Origin of the sequence: Akkermansia muciniphila ATCC BAA-835 (genome assembly GCF_000020225.1) — a bacterium.
GTDB classification, from domain to species: Bacteria; Verrucomicrobiota; Verrucomicrobiia; order Verrucomicrobiales; family Akkermansiaceae; genus Akkermansia; species Akkermansia muciniphila.
Genome location: NC_010655.1, coordinates 746633 through 768934, shown reverse-complemented (window position 1 = coordinate 768934; position 22302 = coordinate 746633). Strand labels below are relative to the sequence as shown.

Genomic DNA, 22302 nt, shown 5'->3' with positions numbered 1-22302 from the left:
AATAACGTGTTATGCCTGGGGGAATTCTTCCCGTTCCTTGATGAACATGTTGCGGCGCACTTCCTTGGCATCGCTGAAATCAATGCGGCCGGTGGAAAGTTCCTGGTAATTTTCATGGCCCTTGCCCGCAATGAGGACGATGTCCCCCAGACGGGCCTGCTCGATGGCCGTGGCAATGGCTCTGGCCCGGTCCGGGATGATGGCGTATCTGCCTTCCGGCATGCCCGCCGCAATCTGGCTGATGATGGAGAGGGGTTCCTCGCTTCTGGGATTGTCGGAGGTGACGATGCAGGCGTCTGACAGGCGCGCGGCAGCGGCTCCCATCAGGGGGCGTTTTCCCCTGTCCCGGTCCCCGCCGCAGCCGAACACGGTAATCAGGCGGCGGGAGCACAGTTCCTTGAGCGTCTTGCAGACGTTTTCCAGGGCGTCCGGCGTGTGGGCGTAGTCAATGAAAATCTGGGCGCCTCCGGGGTGGGTGAACAGTTCCAGCCTGCCGGGGACCTGCGGAATATTCTGAAGGTTCGCAATGGCGTCCCGCACGGGGATGCCGGCGCAAATGACGGCGGCCAGCGCGGCCAGGCTGTTGTACATGTTGAACTTGCCGATCAGGGGGACACGGACCAGGTAGCTTTTCCCCTTGTATTCCAATTCGTACTCGCTGCCTTTGGCGGTGGCGTGGTGCACCAGCATGCGGAAATCCGCCCCCAGGGCGGACCCGTAGGTCTTTACGGTCATGCGGCCGGAAAACATTTCCGCCAGTCGGCGGCCGTAAGCGTCGTCGATGTTGATGACGGCCACGGGTTTTCGCCGGGATTTGGTGTCCTGTGCCATCTGTTCGAACAATTTCGCCTTGGCCTGGAAATAATTCTCCATGGTGTGATGGTAGTCCAGGTGGTCCTGGGTCAGATTGGTGAAAATGCCCACGTTGAAATTGATGCCGGCCACGCGTTCCTGGTCCAGCGCGTGGGAAGAGACCTCCATGGAGACGCCGCGGCAGCCGTTTTCATACATTTCCTTCAGCAGGTGTTCCAGTTCCAGCGGTCCGGGCGTGGTATGGGTGGAAGGAGTGATTTCCTCCCCGTTGTCATAGGCGATGGTGCCGATCAATCCAGCGCGCAGCCAGGACTGCTTGAGCAGGGAATGGGCGATGTAGGCCGTTGTGGTTTTTCCGTTCGTCCCCGTCACGCCGATCATGGTCATGTGGCGGGAAGGGCGTCCGTTCCAGGCCGCGCCCATCAGGCTGACGGCCAGGCGGGAGTCGTTCACCTCCACCCAGCTGACTCCGGCTTCCCTGGCTTCCTGCGTGCAGGGCATTTCCGCGACGACGGCGCAGGCTCCGCGGCGAATGGCCTCCGGGATGAATTCATGGCCGTCCGCCCGGGTTCCCTTCAGGGCAATGTAGCAGGAACCGGGCAGAATGCGCCGGCTGTCGCATTCCAGATGGGAGATTTTCACCTGGGGGGAGCCGGTGAGCGTATGGGAGGGAAGGTCTTTGAGTAAGGTAAGTAGCTTCATGACGGGATTATCTGCGCGGCGGTTTGGATGGGGTGGAAGAGGCCTGGGCACGGGAGGCTTTTTTATTTGCCTCTGCGGAAGGGACGTTCTTAGGAATGTTCATGGCGGCCGCCAGGCGGGTGGCCAGTTTCTGGAAGACCGGGGCGCATACGGTTCCGCCTCCGGGATGGCAATGCTTGGAAGTGGGGTCGTCAATGACGACAAGGCAGACGAAGGCCGGGTCCTCCACCGGGAGCATTCCTACAAAGGAGACGGTGTAGCGGTTTTCAAAATAGCCGCCTGTAGGCTTCACCTTGTGGGCGGTTCCGGTTTTGCCTCCCACGTTATAGCCTTCAACCCGCGCTCTTTTGGCGGTCCCGTCCAGATCCGTAACGTGGAACAGGGCGTTCCGAAGGTCCCGGGCCGTCTTGACGCTCATGACCCGGCATACCTCCACGGGGGGGGAAGGCTGGAAGTTTCTGTCATCCACATAAATGCCGTCAACCAGCCGGGGGCGCATGCGCACGCCGTCATTGGCTATGGCGGCATAAGCCATGGCGACCTGCAGGGGGGACACCATCAGGGAGTAGCCGAAGCTGATGCGGGAAAAGTTGACAAAATTGCTGCCGTCCTGGCACTGGCTGTTGGTTTCCCCCGGCAGGTCGATACCCGTTTTGGAGGAAAATCCGTACAGGTCAAAGTATTTTTTATACGTGGGCCAACCCGATTTCAGTGCAATGCGGAAGGCGCCCGGGTTGCTGGATTTTTTCAGCACGCCCGCTACGGTCAGGCCGCCATAGGAACGGGGGGCGTCCGTGACGGGGCGGGAACCGGGCACCGGATAAGGGGTGCAGTTGATCATGGTGTCGAACGTGGCCTTTCCGCTGTCCACGGCGGATGTGACGGAAACTATTTTAAAGGTGGAACCGGGTTCGTACAGGGACTGCACGGCGAAATGGTAGGCGCCTTCCTGAAGGCCCTCGCGCGTATTTAAATTATAGTGGGGCCGGCTGGCCATCGCCAGAATGCTGCCGGTCTTGGGTTCCACCACAATAATGCAGCCGCGGGGTTTGTGGGTCTGGTCCGTGTAAAAAGAGATGGCGGCGTCCAGCTCCTCCTCCACGATCGTCTGGTATTCCATGTTTACCGTCAGGCGCACGTTCAGCCCGTCCACGGCATCCTTGAAGCGGGAATCCGCGGAGGGAATGATGCGCCCGCGGCTGTCTTTCCGGTATTCCCTGATGCCGTTGTGGCCCAGCAGCTGGTCGTCCAGCTGCTTTTCAAGGCCGGAAAGGGCTATGGGCCGGGGGCCGCTGTCCTTCGTCTGGGCGATGTAGCCCAGAATATGCACCATGCATTCCGGCACGGAATAGACGCGTTTGGAGGAGGTCTCAAAACGGAACCCCTGGACGCGGGCGTTCTGGATAGCCTGCCGCAGCAGTTCCGCTTTTTCCTCGGACAGGTTTTTGGCAATGACGATGCGCTTCTTGGGAATCGCCCCGTCTTTTTCCACCGTGTTGATGATGTCCTGCACGCTCATGTCCGGCAGGAAAGGGGCAATCACTTTGGCGGCGTATTCCAGGTGCGCCTGCACGTATTCTTTCACCATCTCCGGCTCATAAAGCTCTTCCAGCTTTTTTCTGGCCATATCTACCCCTTCCGGTCCGTCTTCAGGCTCTTCCAGCAGGATTTTCGCCAGATTATGTTCCTTGCTGCCGTCCTTTTTGCTGGCGGCCTGGCCCAGAATCTTGCTACGGAAGCCGGAAACGAGCTTTTCCTTTTCCTTATCCGTTGCGGCTTTCTCCCAGAACGGGGAATGGACGGCCTTGGAATAGGCCAGAGCCCAGCTGATGGTCTTGGGGTCGTTCAGATGATAGCCGTCCGCAATCAGCTCGGAGCTCTGCATGTTGCTGGTGAGGATTTCCTCATTGGCGTCCATGATGCGGCCGCGCTGGGGCAAAAGAACCTCCCGTTCAATAATGCCGCCGCTGGAAACGCCGCTCGTTTTCCGGGGGGAAACCAGCTGGAGATTGACCAGCGACAACATCAGCCAGATGACCGCCGCGCCCGCCAGGCCGCACAGGACGAGGCTTCTTCTGGCAAATCTGGACTTCGTGATCGTGATCATGAACGGCTCAACGCAGTTAATGGCCTGCCGCAGCGATGCGGGAGGCGTTTTCGGAAGAAATGTATTCTACGGCTGAGGGCTCGATAGGCTGCAGGTTGGACTTGTCCTGGGCCAGCCTGTCGCGGATGGCCCAGCGGCTGGTCAGGGAGGAAGTCTTGGAACGGTAATATTCCTTTGTGAGTTCGCAGGAGGCGATCTCTTCGTTCATTTGCTTGATGTCGCGCGCGACCTGGATCTGGTCGTTTTTCAGCACGGCATAAGTGATGCCCGCTCCGCAGGTGAGGGCGGCGAAGGCAATGAGCCACATGATCATGCTCACGCTGATCTGGTGGCCGGTGAAACGCTGTTTGAATCTTTTCATGGCGGTGGCGGAAGAGAGATGGTCAGATGATTTTTTCCACGCCGCGCAACTTGGCGCTGCGGGAACGGGGGTTGGTTGAAAGTTCTTCTTCTCCCGCAGTGACGGGTTTGCGGGAAAGCGGGCGGAAGCAGTAATCCGGGTTGGGACGGGGTGCCGGCCATTCCGGGCGGTCTATTTCCGGACGGCTCCGGAGGTCGAAGAACTGCTTGACCCTGCGGTCTTCCAGGCTGTGGAAGGTGATGACGGCCATGCGCCCCCCCTGCCCGAGCAGACGCACGGAGGAATCCAGCAGAGCGTCCAGGGCATCCAGCTCGCCGTTGACCGCTATTCTCAGGGCCTGGAACGTGCGGGTGCCGGGGTGTTGTCTTCCTTTGCGCGGCAGGACGGATTCCACGATGCGGGCAAGCTGTGCGGTCGTGGTGATGGGTGCCTGGGCACGGGCTTTCACCATGGCGCGGGCAATGGCGCGGGAAGCGCGTTCCTCGCCGAATTGCCAGAGGATATTTGCGATTTCTTCTTCCGGGGCCTCATTCACCAGGTTCCGGGCAGAGAGAGCGGCGCGGGTATCCATCCGCATGTCCAGAGGGCCGTCTTCCCTAAAGGAAAAGCCGCGGGAGGCGGTGTCAAGCTGGTGGGAGGAAACGCCCAGGTCCGCCAGCAGCCCGTCCACCCGGGAAACCCCCTGCTGGGAAAGAATGCTTTCCACGTCCTGGAAGTTGCCGGCGAGGACTTTGAAACGGGAACCGAAGCGCGCCAGCCTGAGCATGGCGGCGCGGCGGGCGTCCGCATCGCGGTCAATGCCCCAGACAGTGGCTCCCTGCTCCAGCAGAAGTTCCGTATGGCCGCCTCCGCCAAGCGTGCAGTCCACGATGAATTTGCCGGGTCCTGCCTTCAGCATGTCCACCGTCTCATGCAGCAGCACGGTAATGTGCCGGAAGCCGTTTCCGGAGTCTGCCCCGTCCGCTTCCGCATCAACGGCGGCAGCGGCGTCATCCCCCAGTTCGGAAATCAGGGCGTCTACCCTGGCCGCGGCTTCCCGGGCTTTCAGGGCTTCCGTGTGGTACGCGTCTTCCCAGTTCATGGAGGGGGCCAGCGCCTTCCAGGAGCAGACCAGTTCATCCACTCCTTTTTCCTCCGTCAGCTCCGCAATCACATGCACATGGTTGCGGCAGACGCTCCACGCCAGCACGCGGCAGGACGTTTCTTCCGCGAGCCCGTTTGCCAGGGCCTGCACCTCCTCCGTGCGGACGTGCGTACCCGCGCCCGCGCGTAAAGAAAGCTCAATATGGTCGTCAAAAGCCCGGGTCAGGCCGGAAGACAATGCGCCCAGCTTGCCATAGGCGCCCTTTTGCCCGGCCAGGGACATCTCCGCCATGAGGCGTGCCTTTTCCTGCTGCCAGGCAACCATATCCTGCGCCGGAAGGGCATCGTGCCCCCAGAAAACGATGGAATAAGCCGTGAGTTCCGCATGCAGCCCGGTTCTGGCGCCGACGCCCAGGCCGGAAGCAAGCCAGCCCGGGCGCAATGCAAGCGTTGCGCAGGGGCGTGCCTGGGGATTGGGCGTAATGGAGGAGTCTGGGGGCATGAAGGAAAGCTAGAGAATGCCGTAGGATTGGTTGATGTCGGAGATGCTGGCGTTTTCACGCCGGGAAACTTCTTCGTAGAGAGAGGGTTCCCACAATTCGAAATATCCTCTCCGTGCGGCGAGCCGGACGGAGGAACTGAGCTGTGCGTGTTCGCACATTTGTTTGGGTATCAGCAGCTTGCCTTGGGCGTTGATGACAGCCTCCACACAGTTGGCGTATAATTTGCCGATGAACAGGTCGATTTGCGCTTCCGTGTAGCCGGGCGTTGTTTCTATCTTGTCAATGAGTTGCTGGAATTTTTCCCGCGTATAGGCTTTGACGGTCGGCAAATCAAGACGCCGGCCGGATAACAGGAGCAGGGCGCAACCTTCGGAGGGCCTCCATTCGGCCGGAATGGCAATCCGGTTTTTGGGGTCCAGCTTGTGCGTGTATGCACCAAAAAGGTTGTCTGATACACTGCTCATCGCATGCAAGTACACTACGTAGTGACTTCAATACACTTTAATGCACCTGAAATGTCAACCCCGTACTGGAAAAAAGTATTTTTTCATGTGCTCATGTCATAAAAAAAGCATGGATACGTTCTTGCTCCCTTCCGGGGGCGGTATTATATTCCGCGCATGATGCAGTTTTGCGTGTTGGGCAGCGGCAGCGGGGGAAATGCCACCATTGTCAGGGCGGGGGAAACCGTCCTGCTGGTGGATGCCGGGTTCAGCGCCGCCAGGCTGCGGGATAAGATGAAGTCCGCCGGAGTGGAGCCGGATGAGCTGGACGCCATTCTGCTTACCCACGAACACGCGGACCACATGAAAGGCGTGCACCAGTTCACCAGAAAGCATGCCGTGCGTGTTTACGCCACCCGCCATACGGCCATGTGCGTCCAGGAAAAAGCGCCGGAGGCTCCCTGGGCCTATTTTGAAAAGGGGCAGTCTTTCAGAATAGGGGATATCGTCATTACTCCCTTCCCCACTTACCATGACGCCGTGGACCCGGTGGGATTCAAATTTGAAACGGAGCGGTCCAGCCTGGGTTTCATTTCCGATACAGGGCAGGCTCCCGGCTGCATAGCGGAATACCTTGCCATGGTGGACAGCCTGGTGGTGGAATCAAACTATGATCCGGACATGCTGGCGGCCACTCCCAGAAGGCCCTGGCCGCTGAAGCAGCGCATCGCTTCTGCGCACGGTCATCTCTCCAATGGGCAGGCGTGCGACCTGCTGAGGCGGATTGCTCATGGAGCCTTGAAAAACGTGGTGCTGGCCCATCTGAGCGCAGAAAGCAATTCTCCGGCATTGGCAGAAAGCCTGATGCGTGATACCCTGCATGACATGGGGCTGGCTTCCACCTCCCTGTTCTGCGCCAGCCAGGACTCCTGCCTGCCGTGGATACGGGTCTGCTGAATATGCCTTTTTTCCTGTTCCTCCCGCCATGTTCCTCTCCACCTGTGAAATCATGAGCACGATTATTGGAGCCCTGGCGGGTTCCATCGCTTCCTCGCGGGTGAAAATGGATTTGTTCGGCGTGATTGTCTGCGGCACCCTGGCTGCGCTGGGCGGCGGAACCGTGCGCGACATCCTGCTGGACATACCGGTGTACTGGACGCTCCCCTCCGGGGAAATTTTTGTCCTGGCCTCCGTCGTCACCAGTCTGGCAACCTTTTATGTGGCCCAGAAATATCCGCCTCCCATGGGCACTATCCGCGTGGCGGATGCTATCGTTCTGGCCCTTTTCGGCATGATCGGCACGGAAAAATCCTATCTCCACGGCTATACGCCTACTGTTTCCGTGATGATGGGCATTTGTACCGGCGTGGCGGGCGGCCTGCTGCGCGACGTGCTTACCGGCAACGTTCCCTACGTGTTCCGTCCCGGAGAACTATACGCCACCGCGGCCCTGCTGGGAGGCGTGGCGTACGCGGTGCTTTACTATGCCGGAATTGATTCTTCCTCCTGCTTTGTGACGGGCTTCATGGTCACGCTTTCCGTACGCCTGGCGGCCATCCGCTGGAACTGGAACCTGCCTTCCTACATTCCGTTATTCACCTCAGATACCGATTCGCCTCCTGAAGAGCCGGAAACTTGACAGGAGGGAATGTTTTCGTGAAGCCTTAAGAGCGTCGGCGCCTGCGGCGGCAAAAGGCAGTTCCCGCCGCGAGGGTGGTGAGAACTGCCGTGGAAGGTTCCGGAACATTATAAAAGGGCAGCATCAGGGCGTCGTATGCGTTGATTCGAGGGCCGTTCTCGCTCCCCAAGTGCAGGGTTCCATCCGTTTCATGATAATAAACGTCCCGTTTTTCCAGACCTTGTCCGTTGTCGGAGTCTGTGACGTACAGGGATTTGGCCATGCCGGTAGTGTCGTCAACCTCAATTCCCCAGCAGGTAATGGCATGACCCGGACCTGATGCAGGAGCAATGGAAAGGCCCACTACGCCGCCATTCTGGAAAAATGAGACGAGGTCTGTACCGAACTGGAGGGGAAAATCGCTTTGCGTGAAGTATTTGCTGCTGATGAAAGGGCAGTCGCCTTCCCAGGTGGAAGAGGACAATCCCAGAGATGTGATATATCCCTCCCAGTATCGGCCAGTATTCTGCGGTTCAGTGATGGTTTCCTTAAAATCGTATAAATAGTTGTTGGGATTGAGGGGTTTCCCTCCCAGATACCACCGCAGGCCTATTTCTATGCCTTTCCCGGTATTGGCCCAATTATTGCAAAACACATCGTAAATTTCCGTTCTTCCGCTTTCATTCTGGCCGTTGGGAACGAAAGCCGGAATGCCGGAGGAATTATTCTGCCACCATTGCAGCATATTGCTGGCTGTGGCCGCCCAGCATAAATCGGAATCTCCGTTCCAGTATTTTTTGGTATTTATGAACCCCGAATCTTCGGAAACATTATGGGCAAAATAAATGGCGGCTTGGACAGGAACCAGAGCGAAAAGGAAAAAGAGGGAAAGGGTGCGCAACATAAAAACATGATATCGATAGCGAATTAACAAGCCGGAATCAATGAAAATATCCGCAAATAAATTTTTGGATGATTGCCATCCTTCCACAGAATGGAGAGGAAAGAAGATTCCGGAATCAGAAAAACCTGTTGATGGAAGCTTCTTCTTATTTCCCCAGGCAGAAGGAGGAAAAAATGGCGCCCAGCACGTCCTCCGTATCCACGGCTCCGGTGATTTCTCCCAGGTGCGTCAGGGCCTCTCTCAGTTCCAGGGCTGTGAATTCCGGACTTTCCTGGCGGGAGATGGATTCCGAAGCCAGCCGGACATGCTCCCGGCAGAGGCCCAGTTCATGCTGGTGCCGGGCATTGATGGCTACCAGGGAGCTGCCCGTTTCACCGGGCAGGGAGGAGGAAAAGGCCTGGATAATGGCTTCCTCCAATTCCTTTCTTCCTTCCCCGGTGGCGCAGGAAAACCGGATGCCGGGCACGGCCTTCCAGTCCGGATGGATTCCCAGGTCGCACTTGTTCAGAATAAGCAGCCGGGGCGCGGTGAGAACAGGGGCGGGGAAGTCTTTGACCCGGGGCGTGGAGGCATCCGCCACTTCCAGAACCAGATCCGCGGTTTCAAGAGCCCTGTTGGTGCGGGTAATGCCTGCCTGTTCAATGACGTCGGAAGATTCGCGGACACCGGCCGTATCAATCAGCCGCAGGGCCAGCCCGGCCAGCTGAATGGATTCTTCCACCGTGTCCCGCGTGGTACCGGCAATATTGCTGACAATGGCCCGGTCATATCCCAGCAGGGTATTCAGCAGGCTGGATTTTCCCACGTTGGGAGGTCCGGCGATCGCCGTGCGGATGCCTTCCCGCAGCAGGCGTCCGCCTTCGGCAGTTTTGAGGAGAGTGTCCAGTTTTTCCTCCATGTTCCGGAGGCGCGCCAGCAGATCGGAGGCGGTGTCCGGGGAAATGTCTTCATCCGGAAAATCAATATAGGCCTCAATGTGGGCCAGCACATGAACCAGGTTGTCTTTCAGTTCGTCCACCTGGGCGCCGATGCCTCCGTCCAGCTGGCTTTGCGCGGCTTTCAGGGCCAGGTCGCTCCCGGCGGAAATCACATCCATCACGGCTTCCGCCTGGGTCAGGTCCATGCGCCCGTTCAGAAAGGCCCTTTTTGTAAATTCTCCCGGTTCCGCTGGGGAGGCCCCGCATTGGTAGAGGCGTTTCAGCAGGCGGTCCGTCACCAGCATGCCGCCATGGCAGGAGATTTCCGCGGTATCTTCCCCCGTATAACTGGCCGGGGCGGGGAACCAGGTGACAAGCGCCTGGTCAATGGCGGCACCTTCCGCGTCCCGGATGCAGACCAGCGTCGCGCGGCGCGGCCGGAGGCGTTCCGTGAAAGCCGCAGGGGTGCATTGTTTCAGGATGTCCATGCAGCCGGGACCGCTCATGCGGATGACGGCGATGGCCCCCTGTCCTGCGGCGGTGGCCTGTGCGGCTATGGTGCGTTCCGGGTCAGTCATGGTTCTATGGATTCAAAAAAGCCGCCCCCGAGCAACTTGCCTCCGTCGTAAAAGGCGCAGACCTGTCCCACGGCCAGGGCCCGGAGGGGCGTGTCAAAGCCCAGGCGCACCTTTCCTTCTTCCAGATATTCGCAGGAGGCCCATTCCGCCTTGGCCCGGTAGCGGGGCTGGGCCATGACGCGGGCCGGCAGGGGAGCGAGCGTATTGGAAATGCCGCCGACCACGGCGCGGGACGCGTACAATCCCCGCGTGGACGCGTCTTCGTATCCCAGAATCAGGCGGTTGCGCCGGACATCCTTTCCCACCACCACATAGGCGACTCCCTCCCGCGGGGAGGCGACGCCGTGCCCTTTCCTTTGGCCCATGGTGAACAGATGCAGGCCGTTGTGCGTGCCGAGCGTCCGGCCTTCCGTGTCCACGATGTTGCCGGGCTTGTCCGGCAGGTAGTGGCGCAGGAAATCGCTCATTTTTACCTGGCCGATGAAACAGATACCCTGGCTGTCTTTCTTGCGTGCCGTGGGGAGGCCGTATTTTTCCGCAAGAACACGCACTTCCGGTTTTAGCAGATCCCCAAGGGGAAAGACGGCGCGGGCTATCTGGTCCGGGCGCATCAGGGACAGGAAGTAGGATTGGTCCTTGTTCGGGTCCCGCCCGCGCAGGATGAAAGCCCCTTGCGGCGTGTCCATCCTGCGGGCGTAATGGCCGGTGGCGACGTAGTCGAACCCCTGTTCCAGGGCATAATCCAGAAAGACGCCGAATTTCATTTCCCGGTTGCACAATACGTCCGGGTTGGGCGTATATCCGGCGCGGTAGCCTTCAATCAGATAATTCACGATGCGGGCGCGGTATTCGTCCACCAGGTCAATGACCCGGAATTCAATACCTGTTGTTTTGGCGACGGCCAGCGCGTCCTGAATGTCCTGTTCCCACGGGCATTCGCCGGGAATGCCTTCGTCATTCACCCAGTTTTTCATGTAGGCCCCCACTACGTCATGGCCCTGCTCCACGAGCAGGGCCGCTGCCACGGAGCTGTCCACTCCGCCTGATAAGCCTACAAGTATGCGTGCCACGATGCTGGAAAAGATATGGGGGTGATAAGGCGGACCGCTTTGAGAAAGGCTTTGCCGCCTGACCCTGTAAACCAAAGATGTTTCCGTAAGCCAAGACAAAAAGCGTGGAAATGGGGCATCCGGTCCCTGATGCGGAATATGATTCGGTCGATCCGGGAGGCTTTTGATTTTTAATCACATTCCCTGAAATCGAATTTGGAATCCGTAGTCAATATAATAAATTAGAAAAAAGTATTATAATTAATTTACCACCTCTTTAAACAGGAAGCTGGAATATGGAGAGGTAAGGCCCTTCATTTTTTTTCAGGAGGTATTTCCGTGATGAGGAAAGATGAGGAGGTATTAACTAAAAAATTGTTGTTCAATGGCATATTCAGTTTTTCAGAATGCGGTGGTCTGATGATTTCAGTCTGCCGGAGAACGGAGGCCACCTGGAAAAAAGCTACGGATTCCAAATCCGTACCCATATAAAAATGTTTCGTTGTAATAGGGTAAATGGATGTTGTATTGCATGGTGGTCTATTTTCTCATTTCTGATTTGTTATTATTCCAGTTATGTGTCTCCCTATTATGAAATTCCCGTAAGTTGTGATCCCATTATTTATCATCTCATGGGACGCGGAATGATGGAAGGGTTGATGCCTTATCGGGATTTGTTTGATCAAAAGGGGCCCTTCATTTTTTTGATATATGGCTTTTCCTACGCCTTGTGTGGTTCTTACTGGCTTGTATTCGTTCTTGAGGTATTCGCAGTGACGGCCTCCATGATCTTTTGTTACAAGGCGGCACTTCTCTTCGTATCTGGAAAAAAAGCGTTTATCGTTTCGCTGCTCATCCTTTATTCCATGTGCAGTTTCCACTATTATGCAGGAGGAGGTCATCCCTCCGAATTTATTCTGCCTTTCCAGTTTGCCGCGATTTATGGAGTGTGCCGCCTGTATCGGGATCCCGATCGCTTCGTAAGAACGGGCGTGGTGTTTGGCGCGGGCATCGGGATGGCGCTTCTGTTGAAATTCAACTTGGCCGCTTTTTGGTTCGTTCCCTTCCTGTATGTCCTGTATCGTGCGCGGATGACCGGGAAGGCATGGATTTTTACAGGAAGCGTGGGAGGAACGCTCCTGTTGATGCTGACGCCCTGCCTCTGGTATTTTTACAGCCGCGGCGCGTTGCTGGATTTATATGAAGGATACATTGTTTTTAATGCCGGTTACGGCGCCGATGCGGTATCGTTCAAGGAGATGTGCCGGAATTATTCCCAATGGGTGAAAAGGGATATCATGTATCCTAGCATGTTGATGTACATCGTGGGAGGAGCGGGGGTGATTTTAAGCCGGATGCCCGCCAGGGAAAAGATTTATTATACAGCCGCTTTTCTGATTACCTGCATGGGCGTCCAGGGAAATGGAAAGACGCATTTCAACCATTACGCCCAGACACTTATTCCCTTCGCTGCTGTGGGATACCTGGTGGTGGCCAGGATGATCCATGTGGAAGAGGTTGTTTCCCGAAAGTGGCGCCGATGGCTTTTTCCTCTGGTTGTTGCGGGAGTGATGGCTTGCACCTTCCTGAATTGCGTGGATTTTTCATGCAGAAGCCGCGCCCGCGAATGGATGTCCGCTTTTGCTCTTCCAGATACCAGTGATGAACCGGAGGGGGAGAATGCTTGTGCAGTCCTTGGGCGGCATGCCGTATGGTTTTACTGTGTCAATGGTTTGGTGCCGCCCATACGCACGTTTACGATTTGCGCTTCCGACAAACAGGGTGCAGAACGGGAAAGGATGCGTCAGTATCAGGAAATCCGCCGCGGAAAGATAGACTATGTGGTGATAGCGGGAGAATACTTCAAGCCGGACAACACGGAATCTCCCTCCCTGAGGGCTATGCGGGATTTGCTAAGTACGGAATATTGCCGGGAACGATCCTTTTTCAGAGAAGTGACGAACTTGGATATTTACCGCCGTGTGAAGAGGGATTAATGCCCCAGTTCTTCCATGATGCGTTCTGCAAGAGCCCGGGGAGAGTCGGAAGGGGAAGCCGGAAGTTTCCGGAGCCATTGTTCGCGTTTCAGCCAGGTGCGCTGCCGTTTGGCGTATTGCCGGGTGGCGAGGGCCAGCTGGCCCTGGCAGTTTTCACGGGAGATTTCCCCGCGCAGCATGCTTCGTATCAACGCCAGGCCCAGGGTGCGTTCCGCTGTGGCGGAGCATGGGCCGAGGGAAGCCGTTTCCTCCACGGCCCCCTCCTGCATCATGCGTGCGGCACGGTGGGCTATTCTTTCGTCCAGTTCAGGAACATCCCTGCTGATGACCCAGCCGGGCCCGCGCGGCGGGGTCAACCAGTTCCTCTTCCAGAAGGAAAGAGGTTTTCCTCCGGCAAGGACGATTTCCAGATTGCGTTCCACATAACGCCGGTTGGAGGCATCCGTCGAGGCCGCTCCTTCCGGATCCAGGGAAGAGAGTCTGGCGTATAGCGCTTCCGTGGAACAGTTCGCGAAAGCGGCGCGGAGAGCAGCGTCCCCCGGCGGCGCTTCCGACAGGCCGTGGGAGAGGAATTTGAAGTACAGGCCGGAACCGCCCGTGACGATGGCGATTTTTCCGCGTGCGTGAATTTCTTCCATGCAGCGCATGGCGCGGTGGTAGTGTTCCGTGGCATTCCAGTTCTTTTGGACCGGAATGATGGAAACCATGTGGTGGGGGACCCGTTCCCGGTCTGCCGGGGAAGGCGCCGCCGTCAGGATGGGCAGCTCCCGGTACACCTGGTAAGCGTCGGAACTGACGATTTCTGCGTCCAGCATCTCCGCCAGTTCCACGGCTACCGCGGATTTGCCCGATCCGGTGGGACCTGCCAGAAACAGGGTCATGGGAAGTGTTGCCTGATGGGGTGGAGAAGATTCAATCATCACGTGGAGTAATGGCGGATAAAGTTTGTTGTTCCTGTGAAGCCCTAAAAGCTGCTCCTGCTTAAAAGCTGTTGGAGGAAGCGGAAAAGCGGAGGCGAAATGGCTTCATATCCCAGGGCGTTGAGATGGAGGCCGTCCCAAGTATAAAGGCTGGCGTCTTTTCCCGGAAGGAAGAAATGGAGGGGGAGGACATGGACATTTTCTCCAAAGTCGTGTTGCAGCAGACAATTCCTGAAGGTTTCCATGCGCGACCCTTTTTGTGCGATGAGCGGGGGAATGACAATGATGGCGGTCGTTTCCGGGCTGTAAATCTCCCTGATTTTTTTGACGATGGCCACGTTTCCCTGAAAAGCCGTCCATCCCAGGCTTTTTTGTACTCCCAGATTGTTGACTCCCGAATACAGGACGATGATTCTGGGCGCCAGCGGGCTTGTCAGGCCGTCATTGAGGCGCCAGAGCAGGTTGCCCGTGGTCTCGCTCCTGGTTCCCAGGTTGAGGCATCCCAGAGGGGAAAACCAGGTTTCCCAGGAATGTTTCCCTTCTTTCAGCCAGAATTCCATGGTGGAGGAACCCAGGAACAACACGGGGGCATGGGGATTCAGCCGGGCATTGCGTTTGTCCTGCCGGTGTTTTTCCAGCAGGGCGCCCTGTTCCGGGGAATAGGGAAGGGGATGGACAGCCAAATGGTAGCGGTAGGCGTGTTTGGCGCACCAGACGGCGCCTAATGCGGCCGGAACGGTTAAAAGAAGAAAGAGGATACAGGCCTTAATTTTTTTTGGGAACATGGGTGATGCGGTCGTTGGCGACGTAGGGCAGGCAGGCCGGGAAGAATTTTCTCAGGAAAAGATAGAATGCGACGATCAGGAAAATGATGGCCGGTATTAATACAAAGGGAGCGAAAAAGGATTGTTTCCAGATGTGGGAGGGGATCAGCATGATCAAAGGATAATGAAGAACGAATATCAGGAAACAGGCGGGAGCATAGTTGGACAGCTTTCTGGCAACGGGAATTTTCTTTTCCAGCCAGATTCCAAGGGTCATGAGAAGAAGCGCCCCGAAGACTGGGCAGAGGGAATTCAAACGGACAGCCGGCCAGGAGATATTCCATACTCCATAGGATGCCAGTATTTTGTGCATGTTCCATTCCGGGTTATTCTGGCAAACGCTCAAGTAATTGGTGATGCTGAGCAGAAACCCGGTTCCTACGGCGAGCAGAACGAGGGGAGTAAAGGAATTTTTGTAAACGTGTTTTACTTCAGCCAGTTTGATGGAAGACAGGAAAAGGCCCAGACTGAACAGGGAGACGGTGGATGGAGCAAGGGTAATCTTGTTGGCCGGCACGGGGTATTGGAGCCAGTCCGTGCTGAAGCAGATCAGGATCAGGACAAAAACCGGATATTTCAATTTCAGCAGGATGGGGGAAATGAGGGAACAGAGAATGATATCCCTCAAAAACCATGTGGGAGGGGAAAAGGGTTCTCCCGTCAATCCATTGATGGAAAGAGGAATAAAATCGGGAGTGAAAAGGGAGCGGAAGCCTGCAAGGTTGCATAAGTATTCCGGCAGTCCCATATTCATGATTCCCGGATGGAGGAAAGAGATGACTATATTCCAGAACAGAAAGGGAATGAGAAGCGTATAACCCCGTTTGAACGCTTTGTTCCAGGAATTATTCCGGCCCATGAAATAGCCTGCCAGAATCAGGAAAAATGCCACGCGGCCGTTGAAAACCGGAAGCTGGAACAGGCTGGCGAAAGAGAAGGCCGGCGCGTGGACGCATACAATCAGGCATGCCGCGAGGAATCGGGATATGTCAATCCAATGTTCCCGGGATGAGGGTAATAAAATTGTAGGATTTTGCGGTGTCATGAAAGAGTCTGCCTTTGGAGCCCCCTGAGGCAGGCAGGGGAAATGCTCAAGGGCAGATGGCTTTTTGTGTTTCCCGGGGATGTTTGAGACGTTCGGGGAGCGGTTTATTTACTGCGGGATTTCCGATGGCCAGGCAGCCGGGAGGCACATCCCGGGTGACGACGGCTCCTGCGGCGACTACGGAACCGGAGCCGATGGTGACTCCTTTCAAGATGGTGGCCCTGGCGCCGATGAAGCATCCTTCCCCGATGGAAATGGGTTGTCCCTGTTCGGGCTGTCCCAGGGTTGATCCCCACCTGGCGCCGCTCCGGGGATAGTGCATGTCGTTGTCCAGAATCAGCGCGTCTGCTCCTATCAGCGTGTGGCGGCCGATGCGGATGCCGTTGACGCAGACCAGGGTGGCTCCGCTGATGCCGCAGCCGTCCTCCAGAATGATGCTTGCCTGATTGGAAAGGGCGGCCAGGCAGGTGTGATGGGAAAGTACCGGATTCATCCGGGTCAGGGAGTGGATGGTGACTCCGTTGCCGATGGTGATGGACGCTCCCGGGAATTTTTTAATGAGGGGAAATCCGGAAAGAATGATGCCTGTTCCGGTGCGCACCCCCCTGAGCCTGAGCAGCAGGCGGCCTATCCCGGAAAGCAGATGGATAAGGAATAATTTCATCAGCGTGGATACAGCATGGTATGATAACGTGACAGGCACCCGGTTACTGTCTGCTTTACGTCCAGCAGGCGGCGGCATTCCTGATGCCGCTCCATTCCCATGGACATGGCTTTATCCAGGCTGACGGAAAGTTTCTGCGCGGCTTCCCTGACGGCGGCGCTGTTGCGGACAGGGACAATATAGCCGGATACGCCGTCCTGAACATATTGAGTCTGTCCGCCTTCTTCCGTGGTGATTACCGGAAGGCCCATGACTCTTGCCTCCTTCACGATGTTGGGGCAGCAATCCCCCAGGGTGGGATGCACCAGGAACCACGCCGTGGAAAGGTGCTGCTGAAGTTCTGCGCGGGAAATGCTGCCCAGCCAGTGGATATTGGGAGTGGACAGGGCTTCCAGCCTTTCCCTGAGGGCTCCGTTGCCCGCAATGAACAGCTGGACATGGGAAAGGGACGGATGCGTAAAGGCCTCCACCAGGTAGGAAATGCCCTTCAACTCGTAAATGGTTCCGGCAAAGAGGCAGGAAGGTTCCGGGGAAGGTTTTCTGGCAAGATGGTAAAAGGAAGGTTCCACGCCGTATTCCATGCAGGATAGACGGGCATGGGGGGCAATTTCCGCAACGCGGCCGCACGCCCAGGGGGATTCGCACGTGATAAGATCATAATGTTTGACGGCCATCCGTTCCCAGAGGGCCTGCATATGGAGGAGGAAGGCCTGCGGAGCGCGCTGGCAGTAGGCGGTGAGGGCTCCCTGGTAGGAAAGGAGCTTCTTTCCCCGGAAGGCAATCCCCGCCAGAGCGTAAGCCTGCTCCACGCCCCATACGTGCAGGAGGTCCGGCTGGATATCGTTCAGGGTCTTGCGTATTCTCCGGACGGTCAGGAAATGGGCCGTCAGGATATTCCTGCCCATGCTGCCCAGGGGAAGAATGTGGATGGTCTGGTTGCGCATCCGGATGGTTTCCGGGGCAGAAACGGCTTTGCTGAGGGTGATCCAGTGGATGTCAAAATCTTCCTGAGATTCCAGAGCATGAAAAAGGGAAAAAATCCAGGGAATCGTACGCCGGTCCTTATTACGGAAAGACGTCAGCAGCCGGCCCAGAGGGAGGTCCGCTGCTATGGCTAATACGGGACGGAGGCGTTTGATCGGCATGGATTGGAAAGAGGAGGCAAGGTTAGCAGGTGGGTAAATGCTCCCGGACGATGGAAGACGCGAACGGAGGCTTTCCTTCCGGGCGGATGGAGGAAAAAAGCAGTTGCTCCCATTCCTGGTTTACTGCGTCGGGGGCGAAACAGGCTTCCCATTGCCGGCGGCCTTTACTCCCCAGTAGTTTGCGTGTTTTTTCGTCCGTCAACGATTCCACGGCTTTTTCCAGCACGGAGGGGGAAGTGTTTTTCAGGACGATTCCCCCCTCCAGGGTGGAAAGAGCTCCTGCGTCCGGAGCGAACCAGGGAACGCCGCATGACATCGCCTCCAGAATGGAGAGGGGCTGCTGTTCCTGATAAGAGTAAAGGAAAACGGCATCGCTTTCCATAATGGCGGCTTCTACTTCCAAACGGGGGAGCCTGTAGAGAATCCTGAATCTGGGGTCATCCCCGATGGCTTGTTCCATTTGTTCCGCGTAGGCATTGTGCTGGGGAATCAGAAAAAGAAAAATGATATGCCGCAGACGGGAGCGTTTCACATGGCGGATGAAGAGAAGCTGCCGTTTCCTCATGCTGGCGCCGGCAGGGCAGGTAAAAACGGGGGCGGAGGAAAGTCCGTATTTTTCCCGGAAAAAAGGAGCGGTTCTTTTCAGAGCCGGGAATGTGTTGGGAATGCAGGAGTAATGGGCAAGTTTGCTTCTGGATGCGCAGTAATAATCAAAGCTCTTGAACAGTGTCCCGTAAGGATCGAGAAAAACGAGACGGTTTAACGGTGATTTCCGGCATACGTTGAGGATATCCCTGCGTACTTGAAAAAAGGAGCAGAGCCATTTTTTCAGGCCGAAGAAAGGAGGGTAATTGAAGCGGAAAAAAGAGCGGAAATTGGTAGCTGCACCATGGGAGCGGAGGAAAAACGGAATGCCTGAATCCCGTGCCGCGTCCAGCAATTCTTCCCGGCACCAGTCCGCCCAGGAGTGGTAGATAATAACATCCGGCCGGAAATCTTTCAGAAACCCGTCCAGGTATTCCCTTAAACGGGCACTGTCCTTCGTCAGGGTGTCCGGCAGGGTTGTGAGAGGGCTGTATTGGTGGGAGCGGAAGGACTCATCCGGTGAATCCAGCGGGCGGGTGAGGACGTGGATATCCCAGTCCAGGGAGCTCAGGCTGCAGGCCATTTCATAGGCAGCCATGCCTACGCCTCCTTCCTCCGGAGGAAAAACATATGTAACGATGAGAACCCTGCCCTTGCTCACGGGCGGTAATGTAGATGAAAAGAAAAAATAAAACAAGGACACTTTATGGAACTGTTCCGGTCCATGGAACCTGTAAAAATGAGGAATTTGTTTTTTATCCGGTGAGCGATAAGGAGGCGTCATGGGAACAGGCGATTCTGCCAGGTTTCTATCCCCTGTGGAAGCCTGTTGGCTGAGGCTTCATAAAAAGATATTGATGCGGCAGGATGTTGTGCTAGATTGGCACCGCTTTCCGTACCCGTATAGCCGCAATATGCCGTTGGTATATTGCCGGTTGAATAAATAATCCGGTTATTAATAAAACAGATATTTTTAACTTCTCCCGGGAAAGGATAAGGTTGATGGAATAAATAACATGGAAGAATCCCGCGTAAAGAAAAGCCTGTTGAACGCCAGGGTCAATCTCATTTTTTATGTTTTGATTCTTCTCATTTCCTTTTTTTCAAGAAAGATATTCTTGAATTGCCTGGGTGCCGATTTTGTCGGTTTGACGGGAACATTAATGAGTCTGCTGAATTTCCTCAATTTGGCGGAACTTGGTATAAGCACGGCTATCGGGTATGTGCTTTACAAGCCGATCTTTGAGCATGATGAGACCAGGATTAATGAAATTATCTCCGTGCTGGGATACATGTACCGGTGGATAGGGCGGATAATCATTGCGGCTGGAGTAGCGCTTTCCTGTTTCCTGCCGGTTATTTTCCCTTCCACAGGTTTTTCCTATGGAATCATCTATTTTGCTTATTATTCCTTTCTGGCCTCTTCCCTGATCGGGTATTTTGCCAACTACAGGCAGACCCTTTTGGGAGCGGACCAGAGGAATTACGTAGTGGCGTTTTATTTCCAGACGGCATCCATCATCAAAATCATATGCCAGATGCTGTCTGCATGGTATACGGGAAGCTATTATTTATGGATAGGGATAGAGCTGTTCTTCGGCATTATTTATTCCTTCATCCTGAATTGGAAGATCAATCAGGTCTATCCCTGGCTGAAGAGCAATGTGGCCCTGGGAAAGGAGCTGTTCAAAAAATATCCTGAAGTCACTAAATACACCAAGCAGTTGTTTATGCATCGGCTGGGAAGCTTTTTCCAGTTCCAGGTGACGCCGTTTCTGGTATATGCCTTTGTTTCCCTCCAGATGGCGGCCTACTTCGGCAACTATTCCACCATTGTGGAGAAACTGCACCTTCTGGTCAATAACCTGCTCGGCAGTACGGAAGCCAGTGTGGGCAACTTGATTGCGGAGGGAAATGCGGGAAAAATCCGCAAGGTGTTCAGTGAATTGTTTTCCCTGCGCATGCTGATTGCCGGGACGGTATGTTTCCCCCTTTACCAGCTTTTGGAGCCATTCATCACGCTTTGGCTGGGAGCGGGCTATATCCTTCCCCGGGAAATCATGCTGCTGCTCGTTATCAGGCTGTTCATCACCATTACGCGGGGGGTTGTGGATCAGTTTTTATACGGTTACGGTTTGTTCTGGGATGTATGGGCTCCTCTTGCGGAAAGCGTGATCAACATTTCCGTGGCGATCATCGGAGGTTATTTATGGGGATTGCCCGGCGTTTTGCTGGGGGGCATCTCCAGCCTGATACTTATTGTGGGCATATGGAAGCCTTTCATGCTGTATAACTGGGGATTCAGGAAAAATGTGATGAACTACTGGTTCCAATTCGGTTACCAGCTGGCGCTGATTTTGATTTCGGCCGTGTTCATGGGCTGGATCTGGAAATTTGTTCCTCTGCAGCCTTCCGCGTCTTTCTTTTCCTGGTTTTTATGCGCCTTCCTCATGGCCGCTTCTTATGGAGGTGTGACGGTTCTTTTAATGTATTGCGGTACGCAGGGCATGCGCGGAATGGTGCGCCGTGCGCTGGAGATGGCGGGAACCCGGTTGCCGTGGCGGAAAAAAACTGAATAGGGACGCAGAGGTGTTGCTGGGTATCGGGAATGGGGAGGCTGCGTCATTCATGCTCAATCTTCGGTAATTGTTTCGGCTTCCGGGTCAACAAAATCCTCCACCGCCTCGGAGACAATGATATTGCTCTCCATGGAGGAAAAACCGTAATACGCCGGATTGACGTTATTGCAATGCAAGTGCATCGTCGCAGGTAGGAAAGCTCCGGCCAACGCCCAGCTGTTGGTATTCTCCATATCAAGATAGTACCCGGAAAATGGATAAATACTCTCAAAGCAATGGACTCCCTTCACCGTGGCGATTTTGACGCAGCTGCGGGAGGAATTCCCGCCATGCAGCAGCCACAGCGCACCCCTGTCTTCAGTATCATATCCTCCGTCCTGGTATTGTTCGTAAACCACCGCGTACACGCAGACGGGATAACCGTTATTGGAAGACGTCTCTTGCGCGAAGGCCTGCGTCGTCTTCATCTTCCATTTCTGCTCGGCATTGGAATAATAGATCTCCCGGACGCGAATATGATACCCTCCCGCGTCCGCGTCCCGGACATGATCAAACGTAATATCGATAATCTCCCCAATCTTGTAGCCGCCAGCCGCCTGATCCGGCACCAGCGTAAACGCGTCCCTGTCCCGCCCCATGCGCGCAACCGTTGTCATCTGGCCGAACCTGGCCGTGAATTTCGTGCTGACAGACGGCAGTCGCAGCGGGGCCACCCAACCCCGGATGCTGGAATAATTGTGCATGGGCCTCGCGTTGGTCGCGAGGCCGCATTTCACGGTAAAGGCGGAATTGGGAGGGACATTGAAATAAAGGGAATTGGGTTCCTTGTCCGTTTTGAAAACCGTCCCATTGGAAGACGAGCAATCCGCCAGGAGCGGATAACACCTGACGGAAAAAGCGTCAGTGACGGCAGCCAGCCCGGCGGCGTACAGGCGGTTGACCGCTGACGTATCCGTTGCCGCCCCCACGGCCAGCGGGATGTTGATGCCTCCGTTGGCGTTGACGGCCCCTGCAAAAGTCCCGGACTCAGCCGTCAGGTTTTTTAATTCGGCATTTTCTCCTTGCCTGATGCCGTTCTGGCCTGGCAACCCTGGAACGGCTGTTTTGAAAACCTGGGTGATCAGGGCGTCTTCATCGGATACTTCGACGGCGTCCGTCGGGGCTGCAAAACCGTATTGCCCTTTTTTCTCTGCTTCCAGAATAAGCATGGACGTCTCTCCGGAATTGAAGATGGCGCTTACAGTACAAGCTTTTGTACAGGTCATGACATAGGAACTTCCCTTAATAGTATCAACTTTCATAAATAAATTATTTTTTTAACTATTGATAAAACTCCGGAAAGATCATCAGGCATAAAACGTTGAGACGTTTCTGAAGAAGTATGCGGGCGGTTCTTTCCGGATTCGGGAAAATTCCGGAATGAAGCTGAGCCGGCTTGTTAAAAAAAATAGCCAGCTCCGGTATT

The 22302-nt window shown here is 55.7% G+C and carries 19 protein-coding genes; 4 read left to right on the top strand and 15 right to left on the bottom strand.

The features are described 5' to 3' along the window. Nucleotides 1–9: 9 nt before the first annotated feature. Genes AMUC_RS03555 through AMUC_RS03535 form a run of 5 tightly spaced genes read right to left on the bottom strand, consistent with a single transcriptional unit; the run spans nt 10 to nt 6033 of the window. Nucleotides 10–1515: a UDP-N-acetylmuramoyl-L-alanyl-D-glutamate--2,6-diaminopimelate ligase gene (locus AMUC_RS03555; RefSeq protein ID WP_012419705.1), complete on the bottom strand. Its 1506-nt coding sequence runs from the start codon at nt 1513–1515 to the stop codon at nt 10–12. A 7-nt stretch (nt 1516–1522) separates the two neighbouring features. Continuing rightward, nucleotides 1523–3622, bottom strand: coding sequence for a peptidoglycan D,D-transpeptidase FtsI family protein (locus AMUC_RS03550; RefSeq protein ID WP_012419704.1), 2100 nt, complete (start codon nt 3620–3622; stop codon nt 1523–1525). Between the two features lie 16 nt (nt 3623–3638). Further along, nucleotides 3639–3983 carry a hypothetical protein gene (locus tag AMUC_RS03545; RefSeq protein WP_012419703.1) on the bottom strand — a complete coding sequence of 115 codons (345 nt, stop codon included), beginning with the start codon at nt 3981–3983 and terminating at the stop codon, nt 3639–3641. Between the two features lie 22 nt (nt 3984–4005). Continuing rightward, entirely contained in the window at nt 4006–5568 is a 1563-nt protein-coding gene (gene rsmH / locus AMUC_RS03540) for a 16S rRNA (cytosine(1402)-N(4))-methyltransferase RsmH (protein WP_012419702.1), read from the bottom strand. 9 nt (nt 5569–5577) lie between these two features. After that, nucleotides 5578–6033, bottom strand: a complete 456-nt coding sequence (locus tag AMUC_RS03535; RefSeq protein WP_012419701.1) for a division/cell wall cluster transcriptional repressor MraZ — start codon at nt 6031–6033, stop codon at nt 5578–5580. Between the two features lie 156 nt (nt 6034–6189). Here AMUC_RS03535 and AMUC_RS03530 point away from each other — a divergent pair, with 156 nt between their 5' ends. Continuing rightward, nucleotides 6190–6969 (top strand): MBL fold metallo-hydrolase, encoded by a 780-nt coding sequence (locus tag AMUC_RS03530; protein WP_012419700.1) that lies wholly within the window; start codon nt 6190–6192, stop codon nt 6967–6969. A 52-nt stretch (nt 6970–7021) separates the two neighbouring features. Further along, the gene (locus tag AMUC_RS03525) at nt 7022–7651 is read left to right on the top strand and encodes a trimeric intracellular cation channel family protein (protein ID WP_162610412.1); all 630 of its coding nucleotides are present in this window, start codon (nt 7022–7024) and stop codon (nt 7649–7651) included. 25 nt (nt 7652–7676) lie between these two features. On the opposite strand, the gene AMUC_RS03520 is transcribed toward AMUC_RS03525, so the two are convergent. From AMUC_RS03520 to mnmA, 3 genes are all read right to left on the bottom strand, one after another. Continuing rightward, nucleotides 7677–8534 (bottom strand): IdeS/Mac family cysteine endopeptidase, encoded by an 858-nt coding sequence (locus AMUC_RS03520; protein WP_012419698.1) that lies wholly within the window; start codon nt 8532–8534, stop codon nt 7677–7679. 145 nt (nt 8535–8679) lie between these two features. Further along, on the bottom strand, nt 8680–10029 hold the full coding sequence (gene mnmE / locus AMUC_RS03515; RefSeq protein ID WP_012419697.1) for a tRNA uridine-5-carboxymethylaminomethyl(34) synthesis GTPase MnmE: 1350 nt from the start codon (nt 10027–10029) through the stop codon (nt 8680–8682). Further along, nucleotides 10026–11099, bottom strand: coding sequence for a tRNA 2-thiouridine(34) synthase MnmA (mnmA, locus tag AMUC_RS03510; protein WP_012419696.1), 1074 nt, complete (start codon nt 11097–11099; stop codon nt 10026–10028). Before mnmA ends, mnmE begins: the two co-directional genes overlap by 4 nt. A gap of 764 nt (nt 11100–11863) precedes the next feature. On the opposite strand from mnmA, the gene AMUC_RS03505 reads away from it, so the two are divergent. Further along, complete coding sequence (locus AMUC_RS03505) at nt 11864–13075, top strand: hypothetical protein (RefSeq protein WP_128153447.1); 1212 nt, start codon at nt 11864–11866, stop codon at nt 13073–13075. Here the strand turns inward: AMUC_RS03505 and miaA are convergent. The 6 genes from miaA to AMUC_RS03475 form a co-directional block, all read right to left on the bottom strand. Continuing rightward, nucleotides 13072–13956, bottom strand: a complete 885-nt coding sequence (miaA, locus tag AMUC_RS03500; RefSeq protein WP_012419694.1) for a tRNA (adenosine(37)-N6)-dimethylallyltransferase MiaA — start codon at nt 13954–13956, stop codon at nt 13072–13074. The genes AMUC_RS03505 and miaA overlap by 4 nt on opposite strands. 83 nt (nt 13957–14039) lie before the next feature. Further along, nucleotides 14040–14780 (bottom strand): GDSL-type esterase/lipase family protein, encoded by a 741-nt coding sequence (locus AMUC_RS03495; protein WP_012419693.1) that lies wholly within the window; start codon nt 14778–14780, stop codon nt 14040–14042. Continuing rightward, the gene (locus AMUC_RS03490; RefSeq protein ID WP_012419692.1) at nt 14761–15864 is read right to left on the bottom strand and encodes an acyltransferase family protein; all 1104 of its coding nucleotides are present in this window, start codon (nt 15862–15864) and stop codon (nt 14761–14763) included. Before AMUC_RS03490 ends, AMUC_RS03495 begins: the two co-directional genes overlap by 20 nt. 46 nt (nt 15865–15910) lie before the next feature. Beyond that, complete coding sequence (locus AMUC_RS03485) at nt 15911–16528, bottom strand: acyltransferase (RefSeq protein ID WP_012419691.1); 618 nt, start codon at nt 16526–16528, stop codon at nt 15911–15913. Beyond that, nucleotides 16528–17673: a glycosyltransferase family 4 protein gene (locus tag AMUC_RS03480; RefSeq protein ID WP_012419690.1), complete on the bottom strand. Its 1146-nt coding sequence runs from the start codon at nt 17671–17673 to the stop codon at nt 16528–16530. The genes AMUC_RS03485 and AMUC_RS03480 overlap by 1 nt, the downstream gene beginning before the upstream one ends. 22 nt (nt 17674–17695) lie before the next feature. Continuing rightward, complete coding sequence (locus tag AMUC_RS03475; RefSeq protein WP_167525137.1) at nt 17696–18919, bottom strand: glycosyltransferase family 4 protein; 1224 nt, start codon at nt 18917–18919, stop codon at nt 17696–17698. A gap of 355 nt (nt 18920–19274) precedes the next feature. On the opposite strand from AMUC_RS03475, the gene AMUC_RS03470 reads away from it, so the two are divergent. Next, nucleotides 19275–20837 (top strand): lipopolysaccharide biosynthesis protein, encoded by a 1563-nt coding sequence (locus AMUC_RS03470; RefSeq protein WP_012419688.1) that lies wholly within the window; start codon nt 19275–19277, stop codon nt 20835–20837. Between the two features lie 53 nt (nt 20838–20890). On the opposite strand, the gene AMUC_RS03465 is transcribed toward AMUC_RS03470, so the two are convergent. Next, on the bottom strand, nt 20891–22138 hold the full coding sequence (locus AMUC_RS03465) for a hypothetical protein (protein WP_012419687.1): 1248 nt from the start codon (nt 22136–22138) through the stop codon (nt 20891–20893). Nucleotides 22139–22302: the final 164 nt, after the last annotated feature.

What these genes read in the sequence shown, in the direction of transcription:
- AMUC_RS03555 (WP_012419705.1), bottom strand. Translation starts at nt 1,515, where the DNA reads ATGAAGCTACTTACCTTACTCAAAGACCTTCCCTCCCATACGCTCACC.
- AMUC_RS03550 (WP_012419704.1), bottom strand. Translation starts at nt 3,622, where the DNA reads ATGATCACGATCACGAAGTCCAGATTTGCCAGAAGAAGCCTCGTCCTG.
- AMUC_RS03545 (WP_012419703.1), bottom strand. Translation starts at nt 3,983, where the DNA reads ATGAAAAGATTCAAACAGCGTTTCACCGGCCACCAGATCAGCGTGAGC.
- rsmH (WP_012419702.1), bottom strand. Translation starts at nt 5,568, where the DNA reads ATGCCCCCAGACTCCTCCATTACGCCCAATCCCCAGGCACGCCCCTGC.
- AMUC_RS03535 (WP_012419701.1), bottom strand. Translation starts at nt 6,033, where the DNA reads ATGAGCAGTGTATCAGACAACCTTTTTGGTGCATACACGCACAAGCTG.
- AMUC_RS03530 (WP_012419700.1), top strand. Translation starts at nt 6,190, where the DNA reads ATGATGCAGTTTTGCGTGTTGGGCAGCGGCAGCGGGGGAAATGCCACC.
- AMUC_RS03525 (WP_162610412.1), top strand. Translation starts at nt 7,022, where the DNA reads ATGAGCACGATTATTGGAGCCCTGGCGGGTTCCATCGCTTCCTCGCGG.
- AMUC_RS03520 (WP_012419698.1), bottom strand. Translation starts at nt 8,534, where the DNA reads ATGTTGCGCACCCTTTCCCTCTTTTTCCTTTTCGCTCTGGTTCCTGTC.
- mnmE (WP_012419697.1), bottom strand. Translation starts at nt 10,029, where the DNA reads ATGACTGACCCGGAACGCACCATAGCCGCACAGGCCACCGCCGCAGGA.
- AMUC_RS03505 (WP_128153447.1), top strand. Translation starts at nt 11,864, where the DNA reads ATGATCTTTTGTTACAAGGCGGCACTTCTCTTCGTATCTGGAAAAAAA.
- miaA (WP_012419694.1), bottom strand. Translation starts at nt 13,956, where the DNA reads ATGACCCTGTTTCTGGCAGGTCCCACCGGATCGGGCAAATCCGCGGTA.
- AMUC_RS03495 (WP_012419693.1), bottom strand. Translation starts at nt 14,780, where the DNA reads ATGTTCCCAAAAAAAATTAAGGCCTGTATCCTCTTTCTTCTTTTAACC.
- AMUC_RS03490 (WP_012419692.1), bottom strand. Translation starts at nt 15,864, where the DNA reads ATGACACCGCAAAATCCTACAATTTTATTACCCTCATCCCGGGAACAT.
- AMUC_RS03485 (WP_012419691.1), bottom strand. Translation starts at nt 16,528, where the DNA reads ATGAAATTATTCCTTATCCATCTGCTTTCCGGGATAGGCCGCCTGCTG.
- AMUC_RS03480 (WP_012419690.1), bottom strand. Translation starts at nt 17,673, where the DNA reads ATGCCGATCAAACGCCTCCGTCCCGTATTAGCCATAGCAGCGGACCTC.
- AMUC_RS03470 (WP_012419688.1), top strand. Translation starts at nt 19,275, where the DNA reads ATGGAAGAATCCCGCGTAAAGAAAAGCCTGTTGAACGCCAGGGTCAAT.
- AMUC_RS03465 (WP_012419687.1), bottom strand. Translation starts at nt 22,138, where the DNA reads ATGAAAGTTGATACTATTAAGGGAAGTTCCTATGTCATGACCTGTACA.